Raw genomic sequence first — 25,434 nt, 5'->3', positions numbered from 1 at the left:
GATGACCGACCCTCGACCGCGGCGTTCCCGATGGCGCATCGCCGCACTGCGCATGCGCTGGCGCGGCTGGGTGGCACTCGGGATCGCCGCGGCGGCGCCGGTAACGGCACACCCGACCGGCCCCGACGACACCGCCCGGTTCAAGGGCGAGACGATCTCGACGGACGCGCGCGATACGGTGAACTGGGTCGACGCGTCACACGACAACCAGGGCCTGCCGTTCATCGTCATAGACAAGGTGAACGCCATCGTCTGGGCGTTCGACGGCGCCGGTGGATTGCACGGTACGGCACCAGCCTTGCTCGGCATGGCGCGCGGCGATGCCAGTGTCCCCGGGATCGGCCAGCGCAAGCTCGCGACGATCACACCGGCCGAACGCACCACGCCCGCGGGTCGGTTCAAAGCCTCGCTCGGTCGTGATTTCGAGCAGGATATCCTGTGGATCGACTATGAAGCCGCACTGTCGATGCACCGCGTGATCGTCGGCCGCCGTGTCGACAACCGCGCCGGTCGGCTGGCATCGCCTACAGCGAGCGACAACCGCATCTCCTACGGCTGCGTCAACGTGCCCGCCAAGTTCTACGACGACGTGGTCAGGCCGCTGTTCACCGGCACCGTCGGCATCGTCTACATCCTACCGGAGACCAAGCCGCTCAGGAGCGTCTTCGCCGTCCCCATCCCCGGCTCGGCCCCCATCCCCGGCGCCGCCCCCATCCCCGCCCGGGTCCCGGGTTAGCACAATGGCAACGTCCGGCCCTCACCTCACTGGCACCAGGGTCGCTCGCGATACCATTTGGTCAGCACGTACTTCACGCCCTGCTCGACCGGCATACCCTGATGCAGCGACCCCGGATTCGGACGGCCCAGCGCATCCATGTTGTTCCAGATCACCAGATTGCCCGCCTTCGGTGCGATCATCACGCCCGCGGTTGGAAAGTTCGTCCGTCCGCCCAAGGTCGGTTCGTTCAGGAAGGTCATCGCCGACCATGTCCGCTGCCCTCCCATTGGAACCTGGTCTCGCCAGTAATGCTGCCTGGTATCGAAGAAATCGTGATGCGGCTTGAACTCTTGCCCGACCGCATAGCGCTGGCCCTGCAAGGCCTCGCCGAAGATCGGTTCGAGCCCGGTCAGGTCGTCGAGCTTGCTCTCGACCGCGGTCACCGCGTCGGGTCCGGGGTAGAGATAACAGGTTTCACTCGTCCGGTACGACGGCACCGGATCGTCCGAGACGACCGGCGACGGCACGCGATTGGCGTCGATCAGTTCGATCAGAGCAGCGCATTCTTCGAGCGTGAGGAAATTACGGACCACGTAGAGTTCGACGTCGTTTGCCGGGATGCGGACGGCGCCGGCGTAATGGGCGATACGCTCTCGAACGTGCCCGGCAGAGTCGGATCTGCCCAGGGCTTCCATGTGGCCGTCGCGCAGATCGAGCGCCGACAAGGGAGCCGACATCAGCGATGTATTTTCGGATTTATCGGTCGGCCAAGCGCCAGTATTCAAGAATTCAGCCATGATTCCGTTACTCTATTCGTACGTCCCGTCACTGGACCAATAGCATCATCCTTATCCTATGTTTATATTTTTTATTGATGCATCTTTATGTTCTGCCTTACGTTTATATTGCAAGACCAACACAGGTTAGGCTCGGTTGGGCGATCATTTCGCCGCCACCCCGCCCAATGGGATGCGATCAAGTCGCGCCAAACCAAGATATTGGAAACATCGCATGCTCCGCTGCCGGCGAGAGATGGCGATGACGTACCCAGACCGACATCGGCGGAGAACCATCATGCCACCGGGATTGATCGCGGGCGCGGGGCCGACACCCCATGCTGTCCATAGTGCCCAAATCGAGGTCGCAGCCATGACCTCGATGCAACCCGGCGAACGCGTCGAGGCCACCGCCCCGCGCACAGTGAGAACGCCCGAGCCGCGCTTTCCCGTACTCCGCGGCATCCTGTTCGCCCTGCCGGTCTCGTTACTGTTGTGGGCAGGTATCCTGTTCCTTTCGTTGGGTTAGCGTCGCCACCTCACGACTGGCCAATTCCTGATTTTGCTCATCCTCGCCCCCAGCGGGGCTAGGATACCTATGCTCAAAAAATATGTTGCGTGCGTCGCTGCCGCGATGCTGGCGCTCGTCCCCCACCCTGCCGCCGCACAGACGCTGATCCTTCCGGGCGCTCTGCTGCTGGCCGGTTACCGCGCGACCTGCGGCCCCGTCGACACGATGATCCAGCCGATCGACGATATCGCCGCGGCGTATCGGGGTCGCATCTATCTCCATCCGCGAGTGCTGAACTTACCTCGGGCACAACAGCTCTTCTGGTACACGCACGAATGCGCGCATCAGATCTTCGGTCCGGGCGAGGCGGCGGCCGATTGCTGGGCGGTCCAGCAAGGCAAGATCCAGGGCTGGCTGTCGCGAGACGAACTGAGCAAGTTGAACGAAACTATGCGTCAGTTCCCCGGCGACGCCGCGCATGCCGATGGTCGCGCACGCATCGCCTATATGGCCCAATGCTTCGCGAAGTGATCCGATAGCCTTGGCGGCCTAATACAAGGGTAGTGTTTGCAGGCGTAGTCCGTTGTCCTAGACCACGGCCGTCGCGTGAATCGGCAGAAGCGCCGCGCCGATCGTGGCCGCGGCGCCCTGAAGCGTCGAGACCGAGATGGTCGGTACGCCGCTGACGTGATCGCCGATGTGCATCGCGCCGAAATCGATATTGGCGACCAGCGCGCGCAGGATGTGGTTGGGCAGCGGGCTGGAAATCACGAACTCGCCCGGATCGATCCAAGCGAGACCCCAGTTGATGATCGGCGCGATCTGGCTGGCGGCGCGACGGACCCAGGCGTCGACCACGTCCTCATAGCCGGCCACGACCGACTCGAAATCGACCAGCGAGTGGATCTCGCACCCCGCCTCGCGGAGCGTGACCAGCAGGTCGAGTGTCGATGGGCGTGGCCGATCGTTGGGATACAGGCAGCCGATCTCGCCCGCGCTCGCCATCGCCCCGCGCAGGATGCGACCTTCGACGATGATCCCGGCGCCGATCCCGTGGCCGAGCAGGATCACCACCGCCGTCGAGCAGCGACGCATCAGGCCCCCGACGTAATATTCCGCCAGCGCCGCGGCGTTGGCATCGTTCTCGATCCAGATGCGATGGCCGATATGGTCTTCGAACAAGGTCTTCAGATCGATCCCGCGCCATCCGCCGAGGCTGTCGACCGTCCAGCGCCGATTGCCCTCGGGCGACAGCGACGCCCCGGGAACACCGATCCCGACCCCTAGCAGGCGCCGACCGAGCAGCCGCTTCTCTATCGCCATCTCGTGCATCGACGCCGTCACGCGCGCCGCAAAGACGCGCGGATCGGGATCGTCGAACGGTTGCGAACTGTGCGCGATCACCCCGCCCGCATAATCGACCAGCGCAACCTCCATCAGCCCGCGGTGGAGCATCGCACCGACTGCATAGCCCGCGTCGGGCGAGATCCGCAGCGGCACCGCCGGACGACCGGGTGTCATCGGCTCCGAACTGGGGCATTCCTCGATCAGTCCGTGCGCGAGCAGATTGCTCGACAGCCGCGTCAGCTTCGACGCGCTCATCGCGAGATCGCCGGCAAGTTGCTTGCGCGAACGTGCGCCGACCGAACGGAGGACCTGGATGATCCGCCGTTCGTCATCGTCCAGCCTCAGCTTTGCATAGGACATCGAGCTACTCCGTCGCCGGACCTGTTACTCAATTAGTTTATTTCGCGAAATTAATTAAAATCGTAATATTGCGCGTCCAGCGATGTGGTATTCAAGAGATCTGGGGGGACGAACAGATGACCAAAATCGGATTGCGCACGAGTTGCGCGTTTATCGCGCTGAGCATCGCGGCACAGTCGACAGCTTGGGCACAGACCACGCCTTTGCCCCCCACCCCACCCACCGACGCGGCTCCGGACGCCGCCGCGCCCGACGCGGCCGCACCCGACACCGGCGGCAGCGACATCATCGTCACCGGCTCCGCCCGCCAGCAACGCCGCTTCGACGTGTCCTATGCCGTCAATTCGCTGAGCAACGCCGACATCCAGAAGCTCGCGCCGATCAACTTCGCCGATCTGCTCGGCAAGCTGCCTGGGTTCGCTGTCGAGAACACCGGTGGCGAGGTCCAGAACATCATCCGCCTGCGCGGCCTGCCGAGCGACGGCGGGCTCGTCACCTTCCAGCAGGACGGCCTGCCGCTGTTCCACGAGAATGACGGCAATTTCTTCCGCGGTGACAGCATCAACCGGTTCGACCTGATGACGCAGCGCGTCGAGGTCGTGCGTGGCGGCCCTGCCCCGGTCTATGCGAGCTATGCCGCGGCGATCGTCAACAACATCACCGTGTCGGGCACCGATACGACGCGCGGCAAGGCGCAGGTTACGCTCGGCGACACCGGGCTCTACCGGCTCGACGGGTACCAAGCGGGCCCGATCGACGACTCGACCTATTATGCGATCGGCGGGTTCCTGCGCCGCCACGACGGCTACCGCGACAACGGCTTCCCGAACGATCGCGGCGGCCAGATCCGCGCCAATATCAAGCACGACTTCAGCAATGGTTCGTTGCGTGTGTCGGGCAATTATCTCAACGACCACAACGTCTTCTACCTGCCGATCCCGACCGCCGACCCGCGCGATCCGAGCAAGTCGCTCAACCAGTATATCGATTTCTTCAGCGGCACGATGAACTCGCCCGCGCTGCGCAACGCCAACATCCGGTTCCGCGAGGCGGACGGCACGACGCGCAACGTCGCGGCCGATCTGGGCAATGGTCGCCACACGCAGTTCGGCAATGTCGGCGTACAATACGACGCCGATTATGATGGCTGGCAGGTTGCGGCGAAGGGCGGCGTCAGCGTCGGCAAGCTCCATTTCAACGCGCTCTATTCGACCAGCAACCCGTCGGATGCCAACGCCTTTGCCGCCAGCAACCTCACCGCAGCGCGCACCGCGTTCGGCGCGGGCGTCACGCGACTGGGCTATGCGATCGCCGGTACCAACGGCGCTGAGGTCTACGACCCCAACACCGCATCCGGCCTGGTCGTCCCCGCGCAGTTCCGTGACGTCGTCTCGAAATATTATTCGACGCAAGGCGACCTCAGCGTCACGCGGTCGATCGCGACCGGGTTCGGCACGCACGACCTGCGCGTCGGCGTCTATGGCAGCCTGTACGGCGAGACCAACAACGTCGCGTATCAGGATTATCTGCTCGAGGTGAAGGGCAAGCCGCGGACGCTCGACCTAATCGCGTACAACGCCGCGGGCCAGGCGGTCGGTTCGGTTACCGATAATGGCGTGCTCCGCTACACGACCACGCTGAACCGCGGCAACACCGACGCGAAGATGTACGCGCTTTATGCCAACGACACGTGGGAGCTGACCAAGGGCCTCAAGCTCGACGGCGGTGTGCGCCATGAGCGCTACAGCTTCGACGGCTATGCGTTCGCGACGACGTCGGCCAACCTTGGCGATCCCACCACGCTGGCCGACAATGCCGTCCGCGCGTTCACCGGCCAGATCATCAATGCCAAGCTCAGCCCGAACATCACCAACTGGACGGGCGGCGTGAATTACGACGTCACGCAGCATCTCGGCGCCTATGCGCGCGCCTCGCATCTCGAAACGCCACCATCGACGCAAGTCACCTACCAGATCAACCCGACGATCATCACGTCGAAGGCGAACCAGTATGAAGTCGGGCTGAAGGCCGCGTTCGGCCGGTCCTATCTGTACCTGATCGGCTTCTACACGCGCTACAATCCGCTCAATGCGTCGTTCGTCGCGCTCGACCCCGTCACCGGCCGCAACGATCAGTCGGTACCGTTCGTCGGCAAGGCGGAGATCAAGGGCATCGAGATCGACGGCAACCTTGCGTTGCCCCGCGGCTTCGCGGTGACCGGCGCGCTGACGATCAGCGATCCGCAGTATAAGAGCCTCGTCAACGCCAACGGCGCGAGTGCAGGCGACGTCGAGGGTAACCAGATCGTCCGCGAGCCGAAAATTTACGGCAACATCCGCCCCTCGGTCGACTTCGACGTCGCGGGCAATTCGGTGCAACTTTATGGCCGCTACGAATATACCGGCAAACGCTATGTCGACTTCTTCAACAACACGGCCCTGCCTTCGTATCAGACGGTCGGCGCTGGGCTAACGCTGACGCACGATACGTGGCAGATGCAGGTCGTCGGCGACAATCTGTTCAATGCGAAAGGCCTGACGGAAGGCAACACGCGTACCGACCAGTTGAGCGGCCAGGGCACGGCGGATGCGATCTACGGCCGCCCGATCTTCGGTCGGAACGTCCGTCTCGTGGTCAGCAAGTCCTGGTGACGGGCTTGCGATACGTGTTGGCGGCGCTGGCGATGACCGCGGCGGCGCCAACGTGGGCGGAAACGCCCGCACCGGTAAGGGTGGCGGACAGTGTCGTCGACACGTTGTCGGAACGGCTGTTCCCGCTGCTCGGCGCGCTGAACCGACTGCCGCCGGGATCGCTCGAAGCGCGGGCGCGACGGATTGCGGCGTGCAGCGATGCACCTGCCTGCGTGATCGAGGCGACGATCTGGACCGACCAGGATCGGGCGATGATCGCGCAGTTAGCAAGGACTGGCGCTTTGCGGTCAGTGAAGGCGAATGCCGATCTGCCGCTGGCGGCGGCAATCGACCAGGAACTGGACGCGGTGAACGTCGTGCTGCGCGTCTACGGCCTTGGCTTGCCGGGACGCTATCCCAAGATCGACGGACCGATTTTCGCAACCGGCACGCCGTTCTTCGCGGACAGCGTCAAGGTTGCGATCGATACCGCGCGCGCCGCCTCCGATGCGCCGCCCGCGACGATCGCAGCGAGCGTGCGGCTCGCGGTCGCGCTGCTCGATGCGAACGATGCGGTGGCCGCGACGCGGTTCGAACCGCTCGACCAGCGGGAGAATGCGGGCACGAAAGCGCTGGCGGCACGGACCGACTGGACGGCGTTCCGCTATTCGCTGCTGATCGTCCCCGGCGTCGGCCCCGAGGATACGGGCACCACGCTCAGCCCGCGCAGCAAGCTCCACGCGCTGCTCGCGGCGCAACGCTATCGCCAAGGTCTCGCACCGTTCATCCTGGTGTCGGGCAGCGCGGTGCATCCGCGGGGAACGCGGTTCGTCGAGGCGGTCGAGATCCGTCGCGCACTGGTCGAGCGCTATGGGATCCCAGCCGATCGCGTGATCCTGGAGCCGTATGCGCGGCACACGACGACCAATCTGCGCAACGCGACGCGGCGGATGGTGGCGCTGGGCATCCCGCTAGATCGGCCAGCGCTGATCGTGACCGACGCCGAGCAGAGCAAGTATATCGAGAGCGCGACATTCACCGACCGCAACCGCGCGGAACTTGGCTATCTGCCGGGTGCGGTAGGTCGGCGGCTGTCGGTGTACGACCTGGAATTCCGACCGTCGCGGCTATCGTTGCGCCACGATCCACGTGATCCTCTCGATCCATGAGCGATTATTTCAAGCACCCGACCCGAGTAAATACCCGTGCCTTCACCCCGGCGAAGGCCGGGGCCCAGTTGGGAAACGTCGCCAACGCAGGGCCGCGCTCGGTTACATCGGCCTTTCCACCTGGGCCCCGGCCTTCGCCGGGGAGGCGCGGTTTTAGGACGGCTCTTCTGCTCGCGGCCATATTCGGGACCGCCACCGCCCTCACCGCACGAGAAACCCCCGCAGACCTAGTCGACCCCTTCGTCGGCACGCTCGCCGACTTCGGCCAACTCTCCCCCGCCGCAGTCGCGCCGTTCGGGATGATGCAGCTCGGCCCCGACACCAGCCCGGCCAATCACGCGGGCTACGACCACGCGGCGACCACGCTGCTCGGCTTTTCGCACACCCGCGGCGTCGGGGTCGGCTGCGGCGGTGCAGGCGGCGACCTTATGATCTCGCTGCGCTATGCCGGGAGCACCGGCGCCGCGCTGATCGACAAGGCGAGCGAGACCGCGCGCGCTGGGGCGTACCGCGTCCGCTATGACCGCGGCATTCTAGCCGAGATGGCAGCAACGCGGGGGGCCGGCGTGCTGCGATTCACCCTGCCCCGCGCCGGCGTTGTCGATCTACGGATCGACCCGCGACACAGCTATTCGAAACGTCTGGCGGCTAGCTGGGGCAGCCTCGCCAGCGACGACCTGCGCGCCGATCTGGTCGCAGGCACGGTCTGCGACCAGGGCGCCTATCATCTCCACACCGCCAGCCGGATCCTCGTCAACGGACGGCCGATCCACCAGACGCTGACCGCCGGCGCAAACGATCTGGCGACGCTGCACATTGCCGCTAAAGCCGGCGACGCGATCGAAATCCGTACCGGCCTGTCGACCGTAGACGGACGCGGCGCGGCATCGGTCCGCGATACCGAACTCGGCAGCAAGTCCCTCGCCGTCGTCGCAGGCGAAACGCGCAGCGCCTGGAACCACGTCCTCGGCCGCGTCGTGCCGAGCGGCTCGCGAGACCAGCGCGCGCTGTTCTACACCTCGCTCTACCGCGTCATGGAAACCCCGGTCGCGATCGACGACGCCGACGGGCGCCACCGCGACAAGGACGGCACTGTGCAGACCTCACCGAAGGGGCAGACGCGCTACGCCAACTGGTCGCTATGGGACAATTACCGCACGCAGATGCCGTTGCTCGCATTGCTCCAGCCCGAGCGTAGCGCCGACATCGCGCAGTCGCTGGTCGCGCTGTACGCGGGCGGCAAGCCGCAATGGTCGACCCCGCACGAGCCGTTCCTGACGGTCCGCACCGAGCACGCCGGGATCGCGTTGCTCGACATGCACCGCAAGGGCATCGTGTTCGACGCCGATGCCGCGTTGGCGGGGATGGCGGCGGACAGCGACACGCTCAAGCGCGGCACGCCCGACGAACAGATCGAGGCGGCCTATGACGATTGGGCAACCGCCGAACTCGCGCGCGATCTCGGTCGCCGCGACGTCGCGCGGACCTTCACCGCGAAGGCGCAGAGCTATCGGCCGATGTGGCGATCGGTGTTCCAGACGCCGGGTGCGGACGGCGACGTGGTCAAGGCGCGCGGGCTGTATCAGGGCACGTTGTGGCAATATCGCTGGGCGCCGATCTTCGACCTGCCGTGGATGACCGCGACGGTTGGACGCGAGCGGCTGCTCGGCGAACTGCATCATTTCTTCGATGCCGGGTTGTTCAACATGACCAACGAGCCCGACATCCAGGTGCCGTGGATGTTCGCCGCGCTGGGCGAGCCGCAAGCCTCCGCCGACCTGATCCACAGGATCCTGACCAAGCCGATCGCGCATCCCTATACCAACAGCGGCAAGCTGCCGGTCCCGTTCGTCGGTCGCAGCTTCGCGCTGTCGCCGCAGGGGTTTGCCGACGGGATGGACGACGATGCCGGCGGGATGACCGCATGGTATGTGTTCGCGTCGCTCGGCCTGTATCCGCTGGTGCCCGGCGAGCCGTGGTACATCGTGACGACCCCGGCGTTCGCGCAGTCCCGTATCGATCTCGGCAATCGCCGTACGCTGACGATCCAGCGCGCCGGGCCCGAGGATGGCAGGATCACGAAGGTCAGCCTGAACGGACGGCCTCTCCCGAACTTCCGTGTCCAGCACGCCGATCTGCTCCGCGGTGGCACGCTCACAGTCACGACCACAAGAAATGTCCCGCAATCGCACGACACCACGGCTAAGACGTCGCGCGATGGAGCAAGCCGCCGCCGCTGAAATCGTCGACCGCCCGGTCCATCGGGCACGGATGGTCGGCTATGCCAGCGGCAATTTCGGCAAGAACGTCCTCGCCTCGACGATGGATTTCTTCCTGCTGTTCGTCCTGACCGAACGCTGGGGCGTGTCGCCAGCGGTCGCTGGGCTGGTGGTGATGATCGGGCTGGTATGGGACGGCCTCTGCGATCCGCTGCTCGGCCGGTTGCTCGATCGCTCGACAAATCGACTCGGCCTGTATCGCGGGCTGCTGTTCGTCGGCGCGCCCATCGTCGGCGTGTTGTTCGCGCTCTTCTTCGTCGATCCGGGCTGGCGGGGGTCGGCGATACTCGCCTGGGCCGTCACGATCGTACTGCTGTTCCGTACCGCCTATTCGGTATGCGACGTCGCGCACAATGCGTTGATGATGCGGATGACGCGCGCGCCGGGCGCGGCCACGACGCTGTCGGGACTGCGGTATATGTTCAGCTGCCTGGGCGCGCTGGCCGTCGCCCATTTCGCCAGCGCTTTCGTCGATCCGGCCGGCGACGGCGGTTATGGGCTGCTCACCGTCACCGGTGGCGCGGCACTCGCCTATGTCGCGACCTTGTGGCTGTCGGCCGCTTCCGCACCGCGCTCGGCGATAGAGCCGTATGTACCGGTCCCCCGCGCATCGCTCGCTTGGGTCCTCGGCAACCGGCCGTTGCTGCTGTTGCTGGCGCTCGGTTTCGTACAGGCACTGACGCTCCCGTTCTTCGCACGTTCCTTTGCATATATCGGCAAGGGCGTGATCCACGACGCAGCCTGGACCGGGCGCGCGCTGACGACGCTCGCGCTGGCGCAACTGGTCGCACTGCCGGTGTGGATGACGATCGCGCGGCGGACCGGCCATCTTCACGTTGTCCGGTTCTCGCTGATGGCGATCGCGGCCGGCCTGACGCTGTTCGCAATCATGCCCGCTGCGATAGCGGGGATCGCGCTGTTCGGGATCGGCAATGCGGGGTTGCAGATGATGATCTGGGTATTGCTCGCCAATGCGATCGACCACGGCGAGCGCCGCACCGGCATCCGTTTCGAAGGACTGCCGGTCGCGCTGCTGCTGCTCATCCTGAAGCTGGGTGGGGGCCTGAGCGGGGCATTGCTCGGCCAGGGGCTGGCGCGGATCGGCTGGACGACTGCGACGCCGCTCGCGCACGAAAGCGGCACGCGCTTGCTCGGCATGGCCTGGGCGGTACCGTTGATCGGAGCCTTGGCCTGCCTCGTCATGCTGGCCCGTCGCAGGGCGGTGACGACCGCCGCGCAACATCGTTGATACGCGGGCTGGTTGCCGGGGGCGCCGTTTTAACGATCCTCGGCCAGCTTATACGTCGGGGGTGGCGAACCAGATGACGTGGCGCGGCCCTTTGCCGTTGCTGCGGGCGCGGACGACGACCTCCTCGGTGCGGAATCCCGCCGCCGACAGTCGACGCGTGAAAACGGGGTCGGGCGCCGCGGACCAGATCGAAAGGACGCCCTCGGGAGTCAGGGCACGCTTCGCCGACGCCAGACCGCGCGACGAGTAGAGCCTGTCGTTCTCCGTACGCGTCAGGCCGTCCGGACCATTGTCGACATCGAGCAGGATCGCATCATACGCAGATGGGCTTTCCGCGATGGCGGCCGCGACATCGCCTTGAACCAGCCGCACGCGTGGATCGTCGAGGCAACCGGCCATCACGGACGCCATCGGGCCCCGCGCCCACGCAATGATCTCCGGCACCAGCTCGACCACCGTTATCCGTGCCGTCCGATCGAGCACCGCCAGCGCAGCGCGCAAGGTGAACCCCATGCCGTACCCGCCGATCAGCAGATGCGGCTCGGGTCGATCGCGCAACCGCGCGCAGGTCAGCGCGGCCAAAGCCTCTTCCGAACCGCTCATCCGGGTACTCATCAACTCGGCACGATCGAGCAGGATCATGAAATCCGCCCCCCGCCGATAAAGGCGCAGCTCTTCGCCGCCTCCGGGCACGATCGCCGTCGCCATCAATTCTCGCGGGGTCATAGGATTCTCGAGTCCGAAAGCGTTGAAGGGCCGCGTCGATGCCCCGAGGCTCCGGTAGCGTCCGGCATTTCGTTACCCGGCGCGGCGTAGCGCGTACAGTCGGATATGCCGCGCACTCCGACCTTGCCGAGCGTCGATACAGGCGACCGCGCAATGGTTTAGATTGATGACGGAAATCGCAGGACGACGGTCGTGCCGTGGTCGGTCGCTGCAAACGCGACCGTAGCGTTGAGCCGCGCGGCGGCGGATCGAACGATCGCGAGGCCCAAGCCGCTACCTTCGGGACTATCGCCGGCACCCAGCCGGACGAACCGTTCGAATACCAGTTCGCGATGTTCTGGCGGAATGCCGGGACCGTCGTCCGCGATGATGACGCAGGTTGCCGACGGCGTCGCGTCGAGCGTGATCGATACGGTTCCGCCGCGGTGGTTGTAGCGAATGCCGTTGTCGACGAGATTGGACAGGATCTCGAAGATCAAGGTCCGGTGGCCGGGTACGATCGGGCCGACGCTGCCCTCGCCATCGAGCGTCAGGTCGATCCCCGCCTCGATCGCCCGGTTGATCTGTCGGGTGATGACCGCGGCGGCCACCTCGCGCAGGTCGACCGCCTCCAGCGGTGCGGACACGCCGGCTTCCTCGGCACGCGCGAGGGCGAGGAGTTGCGTCACAAGCCGTTCGAGCCGCATCACCGCGTCGGCGATCTCGTCCAGCGCCTCGCGCCGCTCGGCGTCGGAGCCGCGGCGGGCGAGTGCGACCTGGACCTTCAGGACGGACAAGGGCGTGCGCATCTGGTGGGACGCATCGGCGGTGAAACGGCGGACGCCGACGGTGGCGGTGTCGAGCTGCGCCAGCAGGCGGTCGAACGCGCCGGCGAGCGGGCGGAGTTCGCTGGGGAGCGGGCCGGTGTCGAGCGGCGAGAAATCGGGACGCGCACGTTCGTCTCTAGCTTCGACCGCGCCGCGGAGACGAGCGAGCGGGCGTAACGACCAGCCTAGCGCCGGGCGTAGCAACAGGGCCGCCGCACCGACGAGGACGCATTCGCCGATCAGCAGCGCGAGCATCAGCCGGCGGGTGAGCGCGCCGCGGTTGTCGAGGGTCTCGGCGATCTGGACGATGACGGGCTTCTCGATCCGGGGGAGCGAGCGGCGGACTTCGGCGATGCGGATCTGCTGACCGCGGTAGCGGGCGAAGCGGTAGCGCGGGACGTCGATGGAGAGCGTGGCGGGATCGGGGGCTGGCAGATCCGCGTAGCCGGTGAGCAGGTCCGCCCCCACGGCGACACGGTAATAAACGTTGTCGCGCTCGGTGTTCTCCAGCATCCCGAACGCGGCGGACGGCAGGTCGAGCGTGACCTCGCCGCGCTCGACCTGCACCGTCTCGGCGATCGCGCCGAGCGCACCGCCGAGCACGCGATCGTTGGTGCGGCGGACGACGTCGGCGATCAGCGTCGCGCCGACCACGCCGATCAGGACTGCCGCCGCCAGCAAGGGCCCAAGCACCGCGACCAGCAGGCGAGTGCGTAGCGCGGGAGTCCGCGTTTCAGCCGGCATCGAGCATGTAGCCGACGCCGCGGACCGTGCGGATACCGGGGCCGTCGCGCGCGAGCTTAGTCCTCAGGCGGGTGACGTGGACCTCGATCGCATTGTCGCCGACCGGCTCGTCGAACCCGAACACCTCGCCGATCAGCAGCGCGCGGGGGACGACCCGGCCTGCACGAGTCGCCAGTGCCTCCAGTACCGCGCGCTCGCGCCGACGCAGGTCGAGCGCACGGCCGGCGATGTCCGCCTCGCCGGTCGAGCGGTTGATCGTCAGCGTACCGACGCTGAGCACCGGCAGCGGATCACCGCCGCGCCGTCGGCCCAGCGCCCGGACCCGCGCCTCCAGCTCTTCGGGCTCGAACGGTTTGCGCAGGTAATCGTCGGCGCCGAGGTCGAGCCCGCGCACCCGGTCGTCGAGCGCATCGCGTGCGGTCAGCATCAGCACCGGCACCCGCTCGCCGCGACGGCGCAGCGTTTCGAGCACCGAGAAGCCGTCGATACCGGGCAGCCCGACGTCGAGGATGACGAGCGCATAGGGCTCGCCGGCGACCACCGACAGCGCCTCCTCACCGGTCGCGACGTGATCGACCGCGTTGCCGCCGGCGCGCAACAATGCCGCGATACTGCGCGCGAGGGCGGCGTCGTCTTCGATCAGCAGGATGCGCACAACGGCTCGTCCTGCGCCCGATCGGCGTGAAAGGTTGGTGACAGGTTCGCTTCGTACTCCACGGTTGCAGTCTATCCGAACACAGAGACGGAAGGCGAGGAGAGTGATGATGGCACGCATTTTAGTGAGGATCGCGATACTGACCGGGCTTTCGGCGCTTGCCGCGACGGCCGTGGCGCAGCGACCTGCCAATTATCCGCGCTCCTACGACCAGCTGATCTCCGACGCGCGCGCCGAGCGGCAGGTGCGGATCTACGGCAATGCCGATCGCGCCGAGCTGCTGCCGGTCGTTGCGGCATTCCGGAAGCGCTATCCGGGCATCACCGTACTCTACGCGGACATCGGCTCGACCGAGATGTATCGCCGCTTCGTCACCGAGACGCGCGCGCGCCGCATGTCCGCCGATCTCGTCTGGTCGTCGGCGATGGACCTCCAGGTGAAGCTGATCAACGACGGCTTCGCGCAAGGCTATGCGAGCCCCGAAAAGCCCGCGCTGCCGCCGGTGTCCGTCTGGAAAAACATGGGCTTCGGCGTCACCGCGGAGCCGATCGGGATCGTCTACAACAAGCGTCTCGTGCCCGCCGCACAGGTGCCGCGCACGCACGCCGCGCTGGAGACTTGGCTGCGGAAGAATGCGCGCGCCCTGACAGGCCGGGTGACCACGTTCGATCCGGCGCGCTCGAATGTCGGCTATCTGTACCTGTCGGAGGACCTCGCGATCACGCGCGATACGCGGTCGCTGCTGGAGGCGATCGCGGCAACCAGGCCCGTGCTGTCGCGGACCAGCGAGCCGATGCTGCGCGGCGTCGCCGAGGGGCGGCAGGCGCTCGCGTACAACGTCATCGGCTCGTACGCGCTGGAACGTGCGCGGACCGACCCTCGGATCGGCGTCGCGTTCCTCCAGGACTACACGATCGTCACCTCGCGGATCGCGTTCATCGCGCGCGAGGCCGCACACCCCGCGGCGGCGAAGCTCTTCCTCGATTTTCTGCTGTCGCGCGAAGGGCAGTCGCTGCTCGCCAAGCGCAGCCTGTGGCCGGTCCGCACCGACGTTGCCGCGCGCCGTCTTCCCTCGAGCCAGGCGCGACCGATCCGCGTGGGCCCGCAACTTCTCGTCAACCTCGACCGCGTCAAGCGCCAGCGTTTCCTGCGCGACTGGACCGCAATTCTCGCCACCGGAGCCCAACAATGACTCTCTTCCGTACCGGGTGCGCCGCACTCGCGCTGATCGCCGCGACTCCGGCGCTGGCCCAGGCTCCGACCGACGCCGACCTTGCCGCGCTGGTCCGTGCGCAGGCGGCGGAGATTGCAGCGCTGAAATCGCGGTTAGACCGGCTGGAGAACAACGCCGCCGTCGCGCAGGCGTCCGCTCCGGTCGCGCCCTTGCAGCCGGCACCGCAGGCGGTCGCGCAGAACAACGAGCCGCGCCGCACCCTGCCGTTCGCGCCGCAGCTCGCCCCTCCCGGCCCCGCCGATCGCAGCGTCGCGCAAGCGGTCGCCGCACGCGACAATCCGTCGGGCGTGACCACCGAATGGGGCGCCGGCCTGCCCGTGTTCCACTCGGCGGACGGAGTCTACACGTTCAAGCCGCGCGGTCGCATCCTGACCGACGTCAGCTCCAGCTTCGGCTCGAAATACGACGGCCGCAACATCACGACGACGGGTATGCGTGCACTCCGCCTCGGCCTCGAAGGCGGCGTCGGCACGCACTTCTTCTACCAGTTCGAGAGCGATTTCTCGGAGAACGAAGTCGACGTCGTCACCGCGTTCGTCGGCTGGCGCAACAAGATCAAGCCGGGCCTCGACTATGACGTCCGCGCCGGCCACCTGTTCAACGATCGCAGTTTCGAGGGCTCGACGGGATCGGATTCGACTCCGTTCCTCGAACGCTCCACCGTCTCGACCGCGATCATCCCGCAGCGTGGCTTCTACGGGATCGGCGTGATGCCGCGCATCTTCTGGAAGACCGGCCACGCATCGGTGACGATCACCGGCGACCGGATCGACGGCACGCAGACCGTCGGCGACAGCCGCACGGTGCTCGGCCGCGCGCACTGGAACCCGATCAAGTCCGACTCCGGCGTGCTGCACATCGGCGCGTGGGGCTTCGACGAATCGCTGTCGTCGGTGGCGGGCACGCTGACCCGTAACACGGTGATCGGCGGCCGCTTCAACGGTGCGCTGCGCGTGTCGACCGGGCCGCTGATTGGCGGCACCGGCACGACCGGCTACGGCGTCGAGCTCGGCGGCTATCGCGGGCCGTTGTGGGTGATGGGCGAAGCGGGCCGCCGCAACGCGCGGCTCGACGGCGGGCGTCCCGATTTCGTCAGCAAGGCGTGGAGCGTCTCGGGCGGGCTGTTCCTGACCGGCGACCTGCCGCCGTATAACCCGCGCCTCGGAAGCTTCGGCCAGCCCAAGGTGTTGAAGCCGACGTTCGACGGCGGGGTCGGCGCGATCGAACTCACCGCACGCTACGAAAGCCTCGATTTCGACAATCTGCTGACCGGCGGCGACGGCTGGGCAGCGACGGTCGGGGTCAACTGGTACCTGAACAGCTTCACCCGTTTCCAGGTGAATGCGATCCAGTGGAATACGGACAACCGCGCCGGCGACTATGTCGGCGACGATAGCGGGCAGACGCTCAGCGCTCGCGTCGGGGTTACTTTCTGATGCTGGCAGTTGGTCCTGTCGTGGGCGCTGCAAGCAGCCTCCCGCGCCCCGTCATCCTGACGAAAGTCAGGACCCAGAGCCAAGCAGCACTGCGCCCTGTAACCCTGGGTCCTGACTTCGTCAGGATGACGGAGTGTTTGTGACGGCCCCCGCGAAGGTAACTGCGGCGACGTCCACCCCCACCCCCCTATTCACGCCCTTTCCTAGGACGATGCGATGAACCTTGCCCTGCTCGGCTTCCTGATGGTCGCCACGTTCATGACCTTGATCATGACCAAGAAGATGACGCCGCTCGTCGCGCTCATCGTGATCCCGTCGATCTTCGGCGTGTTCGCGGGTGAGGCCGCGGGTCTCGGCCCGATGATGATCGACGGCATCAAGAACCTCGCGCCGACCGGCGTCATGCTGCTGTTCGCGATCCTGTTCTTCTCAACGATGACCGATACGGGCCTGTTCGATCCACTGGTCGGACGACTGATCCGGATGGTCCACGGCGATCCGATGCGGATCCTGATCGGGACGGTCGTGCTGTGCGCGCTCGTCAGCCTCGATGGCGACGGGTCGACCACCTACATCATCACGATCGCAGCACTTCTGCCGCTCTACAAGCGCTTCAACATGAACCGGTTGTACCTCGTCTGCCTGTTGATGACGACGAGCGGGATCATGAACCTGACGCCGTGGGGCGGGCCGACGGCTCGCGCCGCAAGTGCGCTGAAGCTCGATCCGGCGACGCTGTTCCTGCCGCTGATCCCCGGCATGATCGCAGGCCTCGCCTTCCTGATCGGGCTCGCCGTGTATTTCGGGCGCAAGGAGCGCGTGCGGATGGGCGAAGCGGGGATCACCGCGGACACCGAGTTCACCGGCATGGCCGTCTCGCAATACCCTGAAGCCCGCCGTCCGAAGCTGATCTGGTTCAACGCCGCGCTCGTCATCACGCTGCTGACTCTGCTGGTGTGGGGCATTCTTCCCTTGTCCGTGCTGATGATGCTGGCGTTCGCGATCGCGATGATCGTCAACTATCCCGGCGTCGCCGACCAGAAGGAGCGCATCTCCGCGCATGCCGGCAACGTGCTCGCGGTCGTCTCGCTGATCTTCGCGGCGGGCATCTTCACCGGGATCCTTGGTGGCACCGGCATGGTCGAGGCGATGAGCAAGGCGGTGGTCGGCGTGATCCCGCCCGCGCTCGGGCCGTACATGGCACCGATCACCGCGGTGCTGAGCATGCCGTTCACCTTCTTCATCTCGAACGACGCGTTCTATTTCGGGATGCTGCCGATCCTCGCAGAAGCCGGCGCGCATTACGGCGTTGCGCCCGAGGCGATCGCCCGCGCGTCGCTGATGGGCCAGCCGGTCCACCTGCTCAGCCCACTGGTGCCGTCGACCTACCTGCTGGTCAGTCTGGTCGGGATCGATCTCGCCGATCACCAGCGCTTCACGCTCGTACCCGCGATCGCGGTCTGTGTGGTGATGACGATCGTCGGCATGATCGCGCTCGCCTTCCCGTTCGTCGCCTGAGGTGAGCATCCCCGCAACCCGCCGCTACCGGAGCTTCCGCATGATCCGACCGCGTACACCGTTGATGCTGCTCCCCGCGATGGGCTGCGACGGCCAGCTCTGGGCCCGCCAGATCGTCGACCTCGCCGCCGTCGCGCAGGTCGAGTTCGGCGACCTGTCGCAGGACGATACGCTATCCGAGATGGCTGCGCGGGTGCTAGCCGCAGCACCGCTGCGGTTCGCGGTCGCGGGCGTCAGCCTCGGCGGCTACGTCGCGATGGAGATGGTCCGCCAGGCGCCAGACCGGATCGAACGGATCGCACTGTTCGGCACGCGCGGATCGATGGACGTTCGCCCCCGGACCGTCGCAGGACAAGGCATGCTCGCCACCGCGCCGCATGCCGACCCACGCCTCTCCGCAATCGTCAGCGGCCCCGCGCAGGCGATGGCCGACCGCGTGGGTCCGGTCGTGTTCGAACGCCAGCAGCGCGCGCTACTCGCTCGGCCTGATATCAGCGAGGCGATCGCCGCGATCCACGTGCCCACGCTGGTAGCGGTCGGCGATCGCGACAGGATCTGCACCCCCGACGACGCGCTGTCGCTGAGTTTGCGGATCCCCGGTGCGCACTTTCACCTGCTACGCGGATGTGGCCATCTTTCCCCGCTCGAGCGTCCCGGCGAGGTGACGGCGGTACTCCGTCAATGGCTCAGGTAGCACGGATTATTGCTTCACCGGCGCAAATAGAGGTGGCGGTCCCTCACGCTCCGAAAGGTTGCAGCGGTCGCCGATCGCAACCGTGAAAGCGATCCGCCGTCGATGTTTCTGAAGTTAAGGCAACCGCGACCCGGGTTTTAACGTTTCTTTCACTTCGCTACCCGCCATGTACGGATTGATGACCGGTCTAATTTCCCGCCTGCGACAGCTGCGACAGTCCGACCAGGCGATCGCTGCGCATGTCCGGCAAACCCTTGTCGAATCGCTTTATGCGTCGCCACAGTCGCTGGTGATCGGCGCCGTGACCAGCGGGACGATCACCGCAATCGTAGCGGTGGCCGGTGGAAGCCGGTGGATGGTCGCCTGCGCCGTCGCCATCGTCGTCGTCGCTGCAATCAGGATCGTCGACGCTCTGCGATTGCGTCGGTCGGGCTCGACCCGAAGCACGCTGGCCGGACGCTGGGCGAACCGTCAGGAATTCCTCTATCGTGCTGGCGCGATCTGCTACTCGGCCCTGCTTGGTACGTTCGGCCTGCTTACGCTGCTGCATACGACCGATGGCGTATTGCAGCTGCTCGCGGTGACCACGGCGGTCGGATATGCGGCCGGTATCGCCGGTCGCAACGCCGGTCGGCCGTGGATCGCCCTTGCGCAATTGTGTTTCGCGTCGGTCCCGCTGGCGGTGGGACTGTTCGCTTCGGCCGAGCCGCTCAAGATCGTGCTCGGCGTGGTCATCCTGCTGTTCGTCATGGCGATGATGGATATCACGCTGCAGACCTATGGCGTGATCCTGCGGGCGACGATCGCGTCGCGCGAGAAGACTGCGCTGGCGGAGCATCATGCCGCCGTGGCGCGCCGCGACGACCTTACTGGTGTGGCCAACCGTACTGCCTTTCGGGAACGGTTCGAAGCGCAGTTGCAGACCGTCGGCGGCCGCGATCACGGCCTCTCGATCCACTGGATCGACCTCGACCGGTTCAAGGAGATCAACGACTCGTTCGGGCACCTTGCGGGCAACGCGGTGCTGGCGGGAATAGCCCAGCGCCTCGACGAAGCGTTCGGCAGCAGCGGGATCGTCGCGCGATTGGGCGGCGACGAATTCGCGGTCGTCTCCGCGATCGACCGGCAGGACGATGCGATCGAAATCGGGCGCAGGATCATTGCGCTGGTCGAGCACCCGGTCCACCATGACGGCCGCATGCTGCGGGTCGGCGCATCGCTGGGGATCGCCATCGCCCCCATCGACGGCACCGATGCCGACACGCTGCTGAAGAACGCCGACCTTGCACTGTACCGGGCGAAGGATGGCGGGCGCGGGCAGATGTGCTTCTACGAGCCGCTGATGGACGAGAAGATCGAGCGCGGGCGCGATCTGGCGGCGGAGATGCAGGGCGCGCTGGAACGTGGCGAGTTCCACCTGATGTTCCAGCCGATCTTCGACCTTTCCGGCGAGCGCGTTCTCTCCTGCGAGACGCTGTTGCGCTGGACCAACCGCCGGCTTGGCCCGGTTTCGCCCGCCGAATTCATTCCGATCGCCGAGGATAACGGCCTGATCGTCACGATCGGCGGCTGGGTTATACGCGAGGCGTGCCGGATCGCCGCCGACTGGCCTGCGGACGTGACGATCGCGGTCAACCTTTCGCCGATCCAGCTGCGATCCACCAACTTGCCGATGGTGATCATGGGCGCGCTGGCAAGCAGCGGGTTCGCCGCGGACCGGCTCGAACTCGAGGTGACCGAGTCGGTATTGCTCGACGACATCGAGGCGTCGCTCGCCGCGCTCGACGCGATCAACCGGCTGCACGTCCGGACCACGCTCGACGATTTCGGAACCGGCTATTCGTCGCTGAGCTACCTCACCAAATTCCCGTTCCAGACTCTCAAGATCGATCGCTCGTTCATCACCGACCTCGAACAGAGCCCCGCCTCGGTGGCGATCGTCCAGACGGTGATCGATTTGGCGGCAAAGCTCGGGATGCGGACGGTCGCAGAAGGCGTCGAGACGCAGGCCCAGTTGGACCAGCTGCGCCGGACACGATGCGATGCGGTGCAGGGGTTCCTGTTGGCGCATCCGATGCCGGCAAGCATGGTGGCGACCATGCTTGCCGACGGTGGAATCAAGGCTCAGCAGCGGTCCTGATCAGCAGGACGCCACGCGTGCCTTGTCGAGCAAACGTGTCTGGGCACCGACCAGCCGCCGCATGAGTTTAAGGTCCGCATCGCTGAGCCTGAGAGCCGCGTCCGCCCACAGGTCGACGACCGCCTCGAGTTCGCCGAGCGCCAGCGGATTGACCGATCGCGAGGCCTCGTAGATCGCGCAGTGGCCGCTATGGCGTCGGCGATTCTGGCGAATATAGCCTTCGACTTCGGCACGCCCCTTGCCCGGGTCCGCCAGCGCATGAACGATTCCGAGATCGTACAGTTCTTCGGCGCTATAGCTTCGGCCGCTGAGGATCATCTGCTCGGCCCGTGCGGCGCCGAGCCTGCGCGACAGGAAGCAGTGCGCCCCCATCCCCGGGAAGAGTCCGAAATTGGTCTCTGGCAGTCCGAAGCTCGTCCCACGTTCGGCGATCACGACATTGAACGACAGAAGCGCCTCGAACCCCCCACCCAGCGCATCGCCTTCGACCAGACCAATCGTGATGATCGGTTGATCGAGGCTGAGCATGTTGCGGTGCAGGATCCGGACGCAGGCGCGCCCATAGGCGACCAGCGCATCGCGGTTGCCGTCGCGGATATGCGCTGAAAACAGGTCGAGATCGCCACCGAGCGAGAACACGCCGGGAAAACGCGATCCGAGCACGACGTAACGGATCGATATGTCGCCGGAGGAACAGGCCTGGGCGATGTCGCTCTGCCACTGGCCGAACTCGGCGAGCAGCCCCGGATTGAAACTCGGTCGAACGCGTTGCCGCATATACGTCCACAGCGTGTCGAGACCGGCATCGAACTGCGTTTCCAGATCCGCGAACGCGAACGGCTGCCGCGGCGGCGGCGGCATCAGTGTATCGACCGACCGTTGATGACGCGGTCTTGTGCGATCGACGGGCAGGATAGGCGGATATTCGAGAGTCATTGCGACGTCCTTGTTCACCCGCAGCGTTTTGCTGCGAGCAACATCTAGGTCGCATTTTCTCTTGAAACCGCCCGCTGGAAACGTGTTCGGCAAAGACCAAAGAGGTGCGCACCGGGTCGTTATCGCGTGCTGCTATGGCCCACCGGAATACACCGACCAGATCGGTCGAAGGGTATCCCTTTGAATCAGCAGTTTGCCTTGATCTCGGGTTGCCCGACGTACCAAACCCGCGGCGCCGATGAGCAACCGCGGGCTTGAGAATAATAAACCTGCTTCGAACCGCGCCCCAATCCTTCAGGAGCGATCGAGCACGAACCCGATCGCTCCGTCCGATCAGTAGTTGGTCGAGGACGGAGTGGCCGTCGGACGGTAGCGATTGCGTTCGTCGGCAACCTCGTCCCGCGTATAAGCAGGCGCAGCTTCGTCGAACTGGCTCCAGCCCTGCTGACGATAGGCATTGCCGCGGGTCGTCGCGTCGACCGAGCGGTTGCGGTCGAGCACGGCTTCGGCATCGACCGCCAGCGCATCGTCGACGCGCGCGCTGAGCAGCGTGCCGCCGCGGCGGACGCCTTCCGAATAGACATGCGCTTCGTCGTCGCTGTGGCCGGCGTCCTTGAGTGCGCCTACAATGGTGCCGGTCGCGGCACCGCCTGCGGCACCGATGCCTGCGCCGACGACGGTCGAGGCAAGCCAGCCTGCGGCAACGATCGGGCCGAGACCAGGGATCGCCAGCAGGCCGAGACCGGCGAGCAGGCCACCGACGCCGCCGACCGCCGCGCCGGTCGATACGCCACGACTGACGTCGCCGCGGTCGTCGACCTCGCCAAGCGTCGTGGTGCCGTCGCCATGCGCCCCATCGGCATTGCTGGCGACGATGCTGATTGAATCATGGGGTACGCCAAGGCGCTCCAGGTCCTGCAGCGCCGCGGTCGCATCGGCGTAGTCGTCGAACAGGCGGGTAAGGGTCTTGGTCATCGTCTCTCTCCTGATGGTCGAGGTGATCGTTCTGGTCGGGTTCAACGCGCCGTGACGTTGCCCTTGTAATCCAGCCCGACATGGACCGTCTTGCCGGCGCGGATCCCCGTGCCGCGCCACACGCCGTCCTTGTCCTTCGTCAGGGTCGAGACGCTGCGATAGCCAGCCTTGGCCAGCCGGCCGCGCGCCTGATCCTGGGTGAACGAGTTGGCACCGCTGGCGGGCGCCGCGACGGGTCGTGCGGCGGTGGTCTTCACCGCGGGATTGTGCGCGCCGGTGTGCGTCGCGGTCTGCGCGACGGCGCTGGAGGCGATCAGCATTGCGCCACAGGCCATAAGGGTTCGAATGGTCATGATACTCTCCTGCGTTTCTGGTGTTTGTTATCGTGCGGGCGGCGGCACGAGCGCCGTGCCGCCTCCCCGTCCGCTCAGCGAACCGTACCGCGGCGAAACATGTTGACGATCGCAAGCAGGATCACCGCACCGACCAGCGAGATCAGGATCGACTGGATGTTGAGCGCGCCGTCCATGATCGATGCGCCACCGATCAGCGGGGTGATCAGGAAGCCGGCAAGCAAAGCGCCGACGATGCCGACGACGACGTTGAGGAAGACGCCCTGCTGCGCGTCGGTCCGCATGATCATGCTGGCGACCCAGCCGATGAGTCCGCCGACGACGAGAAGGATGATGAGGTTCATGATGTGGCTCCTGGTGGATAGTGGTACGGGAGCATCAACCGACGTGGTGCGCATTGCGTTCAGTTCCGGCGTCCGTCCAGGATTTCGGGATTGGTGCAAAAGTACCGGGGTCATTGGTGTTTTATGCGGAAGCGCGCGGAACTCTGGACCCGTGTCCGACGCTGAACGGGCATGACGAAAACCACCGGCAAGTCGCTGCACGCGCCTACCCTCCACCATCTCGAACAGCTCATGACCGGGCTGCTGGAGGGCGTGATCCTGATGGATCCGACCGGGATCATTCTAAGTGCAAATCCCGCCGCGCTCGCGATGCACGGCGTCCGCGCGGTCGAGGATTTGGGCGAGACCGCCGACGACTATGCCACGCGGTTCCGGCTGCGCTACCGTGATCGGCGAACCCTGCCGCGACGCGAATATCCGCTGATGCGGCTGCTGGCGGGCGAGAGCTTCCCGGACTTGATCATCGAGGTCGCGCCGGTCGACGCCGACGAACCGCGCTGGGTGCATCAGGTGCGCGACATCGTCATGGACGAGGATGGCGGCGAACCCGATTGCCTGGGACTGGTCATCAACGATGTATCCGAACGGTTCGATGCCGAGGACCGGTTCGAGGCGATGTTCCATGCGAACCCGGCGCCGGCGTTGATCATCCGCGTCGCCGACCAGCGCTATGTACTCGTCAACCAGGGGTTTCTCGACCTGTCCGGCTATGCCCGCGAGCAGATCATCGGCAAGACGCTGTTCGATCTCGACGTCCTCGCACAGGTCGACCGCAAGGCATTCGTGAAGGACCGCGTTGCCAACGGCCAGACGGTGCCGCAACTCGAAGCCGAACTGCCGCTGGCGAACGGCGAGACGACGCTGGTCATCCTCGCCGGCCAGCCGATCGAGGTCGCGAACCAGGATTGCGTGTTGTTCACCTTCGCGGATCTCGAGCCCAGGCGCCGCGCCCAGCATGCGCTGAAGGCGAGCGAGCGACACTTCGCCTCGGTGTTCGAGATGGCGCCGGTCGCGATGGTCGTGACGCGGGGCGACGACAACCGCATCGTGCAGGTCAACGCGGCATTCAAGACGTTGACGGGATACGAGGACGAGGCGGTGATCGACCGGGTCGCGGACGATCTGCAATTGTGGAACGATGCGGCGCAGCGACAGGGGCTGGAGAACGATATCCGCGGCCATGGCGGGTTTCGCGGGCTCGACGTCCAGCTACTCCACCGAGATGGCGAACCGCTCGACTGCCTCGTCTCCGCCGAGCGGATCAGCATCGACGGCGATCCGTGCGTGCTGTGGTTGTACCAGGACATCTCCGCCCGCAGGCGCGGCGAACTCGAACTGGTCGAGGCGATCGACGCGGTCATGAAGGACGCCAATTGGCTCAGTCGATCGATTATGGACAAGCTGGCGACGTTGCGGAATCCGCGGACCAGCGCCGGCACGAGTGCGCCGGTGATCGACCTCAGCAAGCGCGAGCGCGAGGTGCTCGAACTGATCTGCCAGGATCTTGACGATGCAGCGATCGCCGATCGGCTCAATCTGTCGCGCAACACGGTGCGCAACCATGTCGCGCGGCTTTACGCCAAGATCGGCGTCAACCGGCGTAGCGCTGCCGTGGTATGGGCGCACGAACGCGGGGTGGGCGCCTGAAACCGGCGGCGGACCATCGCGCGCTGTTCGCCTCGTGTGGGGCATGTCCTCTGCCGACGCCCTACCCTTTGGAATTCGACCGCCCAAGACCATGATATCGGTATCATCGAAACTGCGACGACGTTGCCCGTCTGTCCTACGTGCCAGCACATCGATTGACCGCGTTGATCGAGTGGAAAACTCCTTT

The 25,434-nt window shown here is 65.9% G+C and carries 22 protein-coding genes; 13 read left to right on the top strand and 9 right to left on the bottom strand.

Annotated elements, in window-relative coordinates; translation table 11 throughout:
- The first annotated feature begins 1 nt into the window (after position 1).
- A complete protein-coding gene (locus O6W96_RS01445; RefSeq protein WP_353467914.1) occupies positions 2 to 736 on the top strand; it encodes a L,D-transpeptidase in 735 nt (244 codons plus the stop codon).
- Between the two features lie 26 nt (positions 737 to 762).
- On the opposite strand, the gene O6W96_RS01440 is transcribed toward O6W96_RS01445, so the two are convergent.
- Complete coding sequence (locus tag O6W96_RS01440) at positions 763 to 1,455, bottom strand: prolyl hydroxylase family protein (RefSeq protein ID WP_353467913.1); 693 nt, start codon at positions 1,453 to 1,455, stop codon at positions 763 to 765.
- Positions 1,456 to 1,867: 412 nt separating this feature from the next.
- On the opposite strand from O6W96_RS01440, the gene O6W96_RS01435 reads away from it, so the two are divergent.
- The gene (locus tag O6W96_RS01435) at positions 1,868 to 2,023 is read left to right on the top strand and encodes a hypothetical protein (protein ID WP_353467912.1); all 156 of its coding nucleotides are present in this window, start codon (positions 1,868 to 1,870) and stop codon (positions 2,021 to 2,023) included.
- 69 nt (positions 2,024 to 2,092) lie between these two features.
- The gene (locus tag O6W96_RS01430) at positions 2,093 to 2,536 is read left to right on the top strand and encodes a hypothetical protein (RefSeq protein ID WP_353467911.1); all 444 of its coding nucleotides are present in this window, start codon (positions 2,093 to 2,095) and stop codon (positions 2,534 to 2,536) included.
- A gap of 57 nt (positions 2,537 to 2,593) precedes the next feature.
- On the opposite strand, the gene O6W96_RS01425 is transcribed toward O6W96_RS01430, so the two are convergent.
- A complete protein-coding gene (locus O6W96_RS01425; RefSeq protein ID WP_353467910.1) occupies positions 2,594 to 3,712 on the bottom strand; it encodes an ROK family transcriptional regulator in 1,119 nt (372 codons plus the stop codon).
- A gap of 116 nt (positions 3,713 to 3,828) precedes the next feature.
- On the opposite strand from O6W96_RS01425, the gene O6W96_RS01420 reads away from it, so the two are divergent.
- From O6W96_RS01420 to O6W96_RS01405, 4 genes are read left to right on the top strand one after another with little or no spacing between them, the layout of a single operon-like run.
- On the top strand, positions 3,829 to 6,363 hold the full coding sequence (locus O6W96_RS01420; RefSeq protein WP_353467909.1) for a TonB-dependent receptor: 2,535 nt from the start codon (positions 3,829 to 3,831) through the stop codon (positions 6,361 to 6,363).
- On the top strand, positions 6,360 to 7,511 hold the full coding sequence (locus O6W96_RS01415) for a YdcF family protein (protein ID WP_353467908.1): 1,152 nt from the start codon (positions 6,360 to 6,362) through the stop codon (positions 7,509 to 7,511). The genes O6W96_RS01420 and O6W96_RS01415 overlap by 4 nt, the downstream gene beginning before the upstream one ends.
- Positions 7,508 to 9,751: a glycoside hydrolase domain-containing protein gene (locus O6W96_RS01410; protein ID WP_353467907.1), complete on the top strand. Its 2,244-nt coding sequence runs from the start codon at positions 7,508 to 7,510 to the stop codon at positions 9,749 to 9,751. Before O6W96_RS01415 ends, O6W96_RS01410 begins: the two co-directional genes overlap by 4 nt.
- Positions 9,729 to 11,039: an MFS transporter gene (locus O6W96_RS01405; protein WP_353467906.1), complete on the top strand. Its 1,311-nt coding sequence runs from the start codon at positions 9,729 to 9,731 to the stop codon at positions 11,037 to 11,039. Before O6W96_RS01410 ends, O6W96_RS01405 begins: the two co-directional genes overlap by 23 nt.
- Before the next feature lie 48 nt (positions 11,040 to 11,087).
- Here O6W96_RS01405 and O6W96_RS01400 read toward each other — a convergent pair whose 3' ends face one another.
- The 3 genes from O6W96_RS01400 to O6W96_RS01390 all read right to left on the bottom strand — a co-directional run bounded on the left by O6W96_RS01400 (position 11,088) and on the right by O6W96_RS01390 (position 13,970).
- Positions 11,088 to 11,765 carry a spermidine synthase gene (locus O6W96_RS01400; protein ID WP_353467905.1) on the bottom strand — a complete coding sequence of 226 codons (678 nt, stop codon included), beginning with the start codon at positions 11,763 to 11,765 and terminating at the stop codon, positions 11,088 to 11,090.
- 158 nt (positions 11,766 to 11,923) lie between these two features.
- Complete coding sequence (locus tag O6W96_RS01395; protein ID WP_353467904.1) at positions 11,924 to 13,315, bottom strand: sensor histidine kinase; 1,392 nt, start codon at positions 13,313 to 13,315, stop codon at positions 11,924 to 11,926.
- Complete coding sequence (locus O6W96_RS01390; protein ID WP_353467903.1) at positions 13,305 to 13,970, bottom strand: response regulator transcription factor; 666 nt, start codon at positions 13,968 to 13,970, stop codon at positions 13,305 to 13,307. The genes O6W96_RS01395 and O6W96_RS01390 overlap by 11 nt, the downstream gene beginning before the upstream one ends.
- 109 nt (positions 13,971 to 14,079) lie before the next feature.
- Here O6W96_RS01390 and O6W96_RS01385 point away from each other — a divergent pair, with 109 nt between their 5' ends.
- The 5 genes from O6W96_RS01385 (at position 14,080) to O6W96_RS01365 (ending at position 20,992) form a co-directional block, all read left to right on the top strand.
- Positions 14,080 to 15,162, top strand: coding sequence for an ABC transporter substrate-binding protein (locus O6W96_RS01385; protein ID WP_353467902.1), 1,083 nt, complete (start codon positions 14,080 to 14,082; stop codon positions 15,160 to 15,162).
- Entirely contained in the window at positions 15,159 to 16,640 is a 1,482-nt protein-coding gene (locus tag O6W96_RS01380; protein WP_353467901.1) for an OprO/OprP family phosphate-selective porin, read from the top strand. Before O6W96_RS01385 ends, O6W96_RS01380 begins: the two co-directional genes overlap by 4 nt.
- Before the next feature lie 216 nt (positions 16,641 to 16,856).
- Entirely contained in the window at positions 16,857 to 18,158 is a 1,302-nt protein-coding gene (locus tag O6W96_RS01375; protein ID WP_056064457.1) for a CitMHS family transporter, read from the top strand.
- 40 nt (positions 18,159 to 18,198) lie between these two features.
- Positions 18,199 to 18,852 carry an alpha/beta fold hydrolase gene (locus O6W96_RS01370; RefSeq protein WP_353467900.1) on the top strand — a complete coding sequence of 218 codons (654 nt, stop codon included), beginning with the start codon at positions 18,199 to 18,201 and terminating at the stop codon, positions 18,850 to 18,852.
- A gap of 178 nt (positions 18,853 to 19,030) precedes the next feature.
- Entirely contained in the window at positions 19,031 to 20,992 is a 1,962-nt protein-coding gene (locus O6W96_RS01365; protein ID WP_353467899.1) for a putative bifunctional diguanylate cyclase/phosphodiesterase, read from the top strand.
- Here O6W96_RS01365 and O6W96_RS01360 read toward each other — a convergent pair whose 3' ends face one another.
- From O6W96_RS01360 to O6W96_RS01345, 4 genes are all read right to left on the bottom strand, one after another.
- Positions 20,993 to 21,928 (bottom strand): crotonase/enoyl-CoA hydratase family protein, encoded by a 936-nt coding sequence (locus tag O6W96_RS01360; protein ID WP_353467898.1) that lies wholly within the window; start codon positions 21,926 to 21,928, stop codon positions 20,993 to 20,995. It lies immediately after the preceding gene.
- 333 nt (positions 21,929 to 22,261) lie between these two features.
- Complete coding sequence (locus tag O6W96_RS01355) at positions 22,262 to 22,903, bottom strand: hypothetical protein (RefSeq protein ID WP_353467897.1); 642 nt, start codon at positions 22,901 to 22,903, stop codon at positions 22,262 to 22,264.
- A gap of 41 nt (positions 22,904 to 22,944) precedes the next feature.
- Complete coding sequence (locus O6W96_RS01350; protein ID WP_353467896.1) at positions 22,945 to 23,256, bottom strand: hypothetical protein; 312 nt, start codon at positions 23,254 to 23,256, stop codon at positions 22,945 to 22,947.
- Between the two features lie 74 nt (positions 23,257 to 23,330).
- Positions 23,331 to 23,600, bottom strand: a complete 270-nt coding sequence (locus tag O6W96_RS01345; protein WP_093400148.1) for a GlsB/YeaQ/YmgE family stress response membrane protein — start codon at positions 23,598 to 23,600, stop codon at positions 23,331 to 23,333.
- 171 nt (positions 23,601 to 23,771) lie between these two features.
- Between O6W96_RS01345 and O6W96_RS01340 the strand changes: the two genes are divergently transcribed.
- The gene (locus tag O6W96_RS01340) at positions 23,772 to 25,247 is read left to right on the top strand and encodes a helix-turn-helix transcriptional regulator (protein ID WP_353467895.1); all 1,476 of its coding nucleotides are present in this window, start codon (positions 23,772 to 23,774) and stop codon (positions 25,245 to 25,247) included.
- The last annotated feature ends 187 nt before the right edge of the window (positions 25,248 to 25,434 follow it).

This window comes from Sphingomonas faeni, assembly GCF_040407495.1.
Lineage (GTDB): Bacteria > Pseudomonadota > Alphaproteobacteria > Sphingomonadales > Sphingomonadaceae > Sphingomonas > Sphingomonas faeni_D.
Note: the sequence above shows the minus strand (reverse complement) of the source record. Positions and strands in the feature narration are given on the sequence as shown.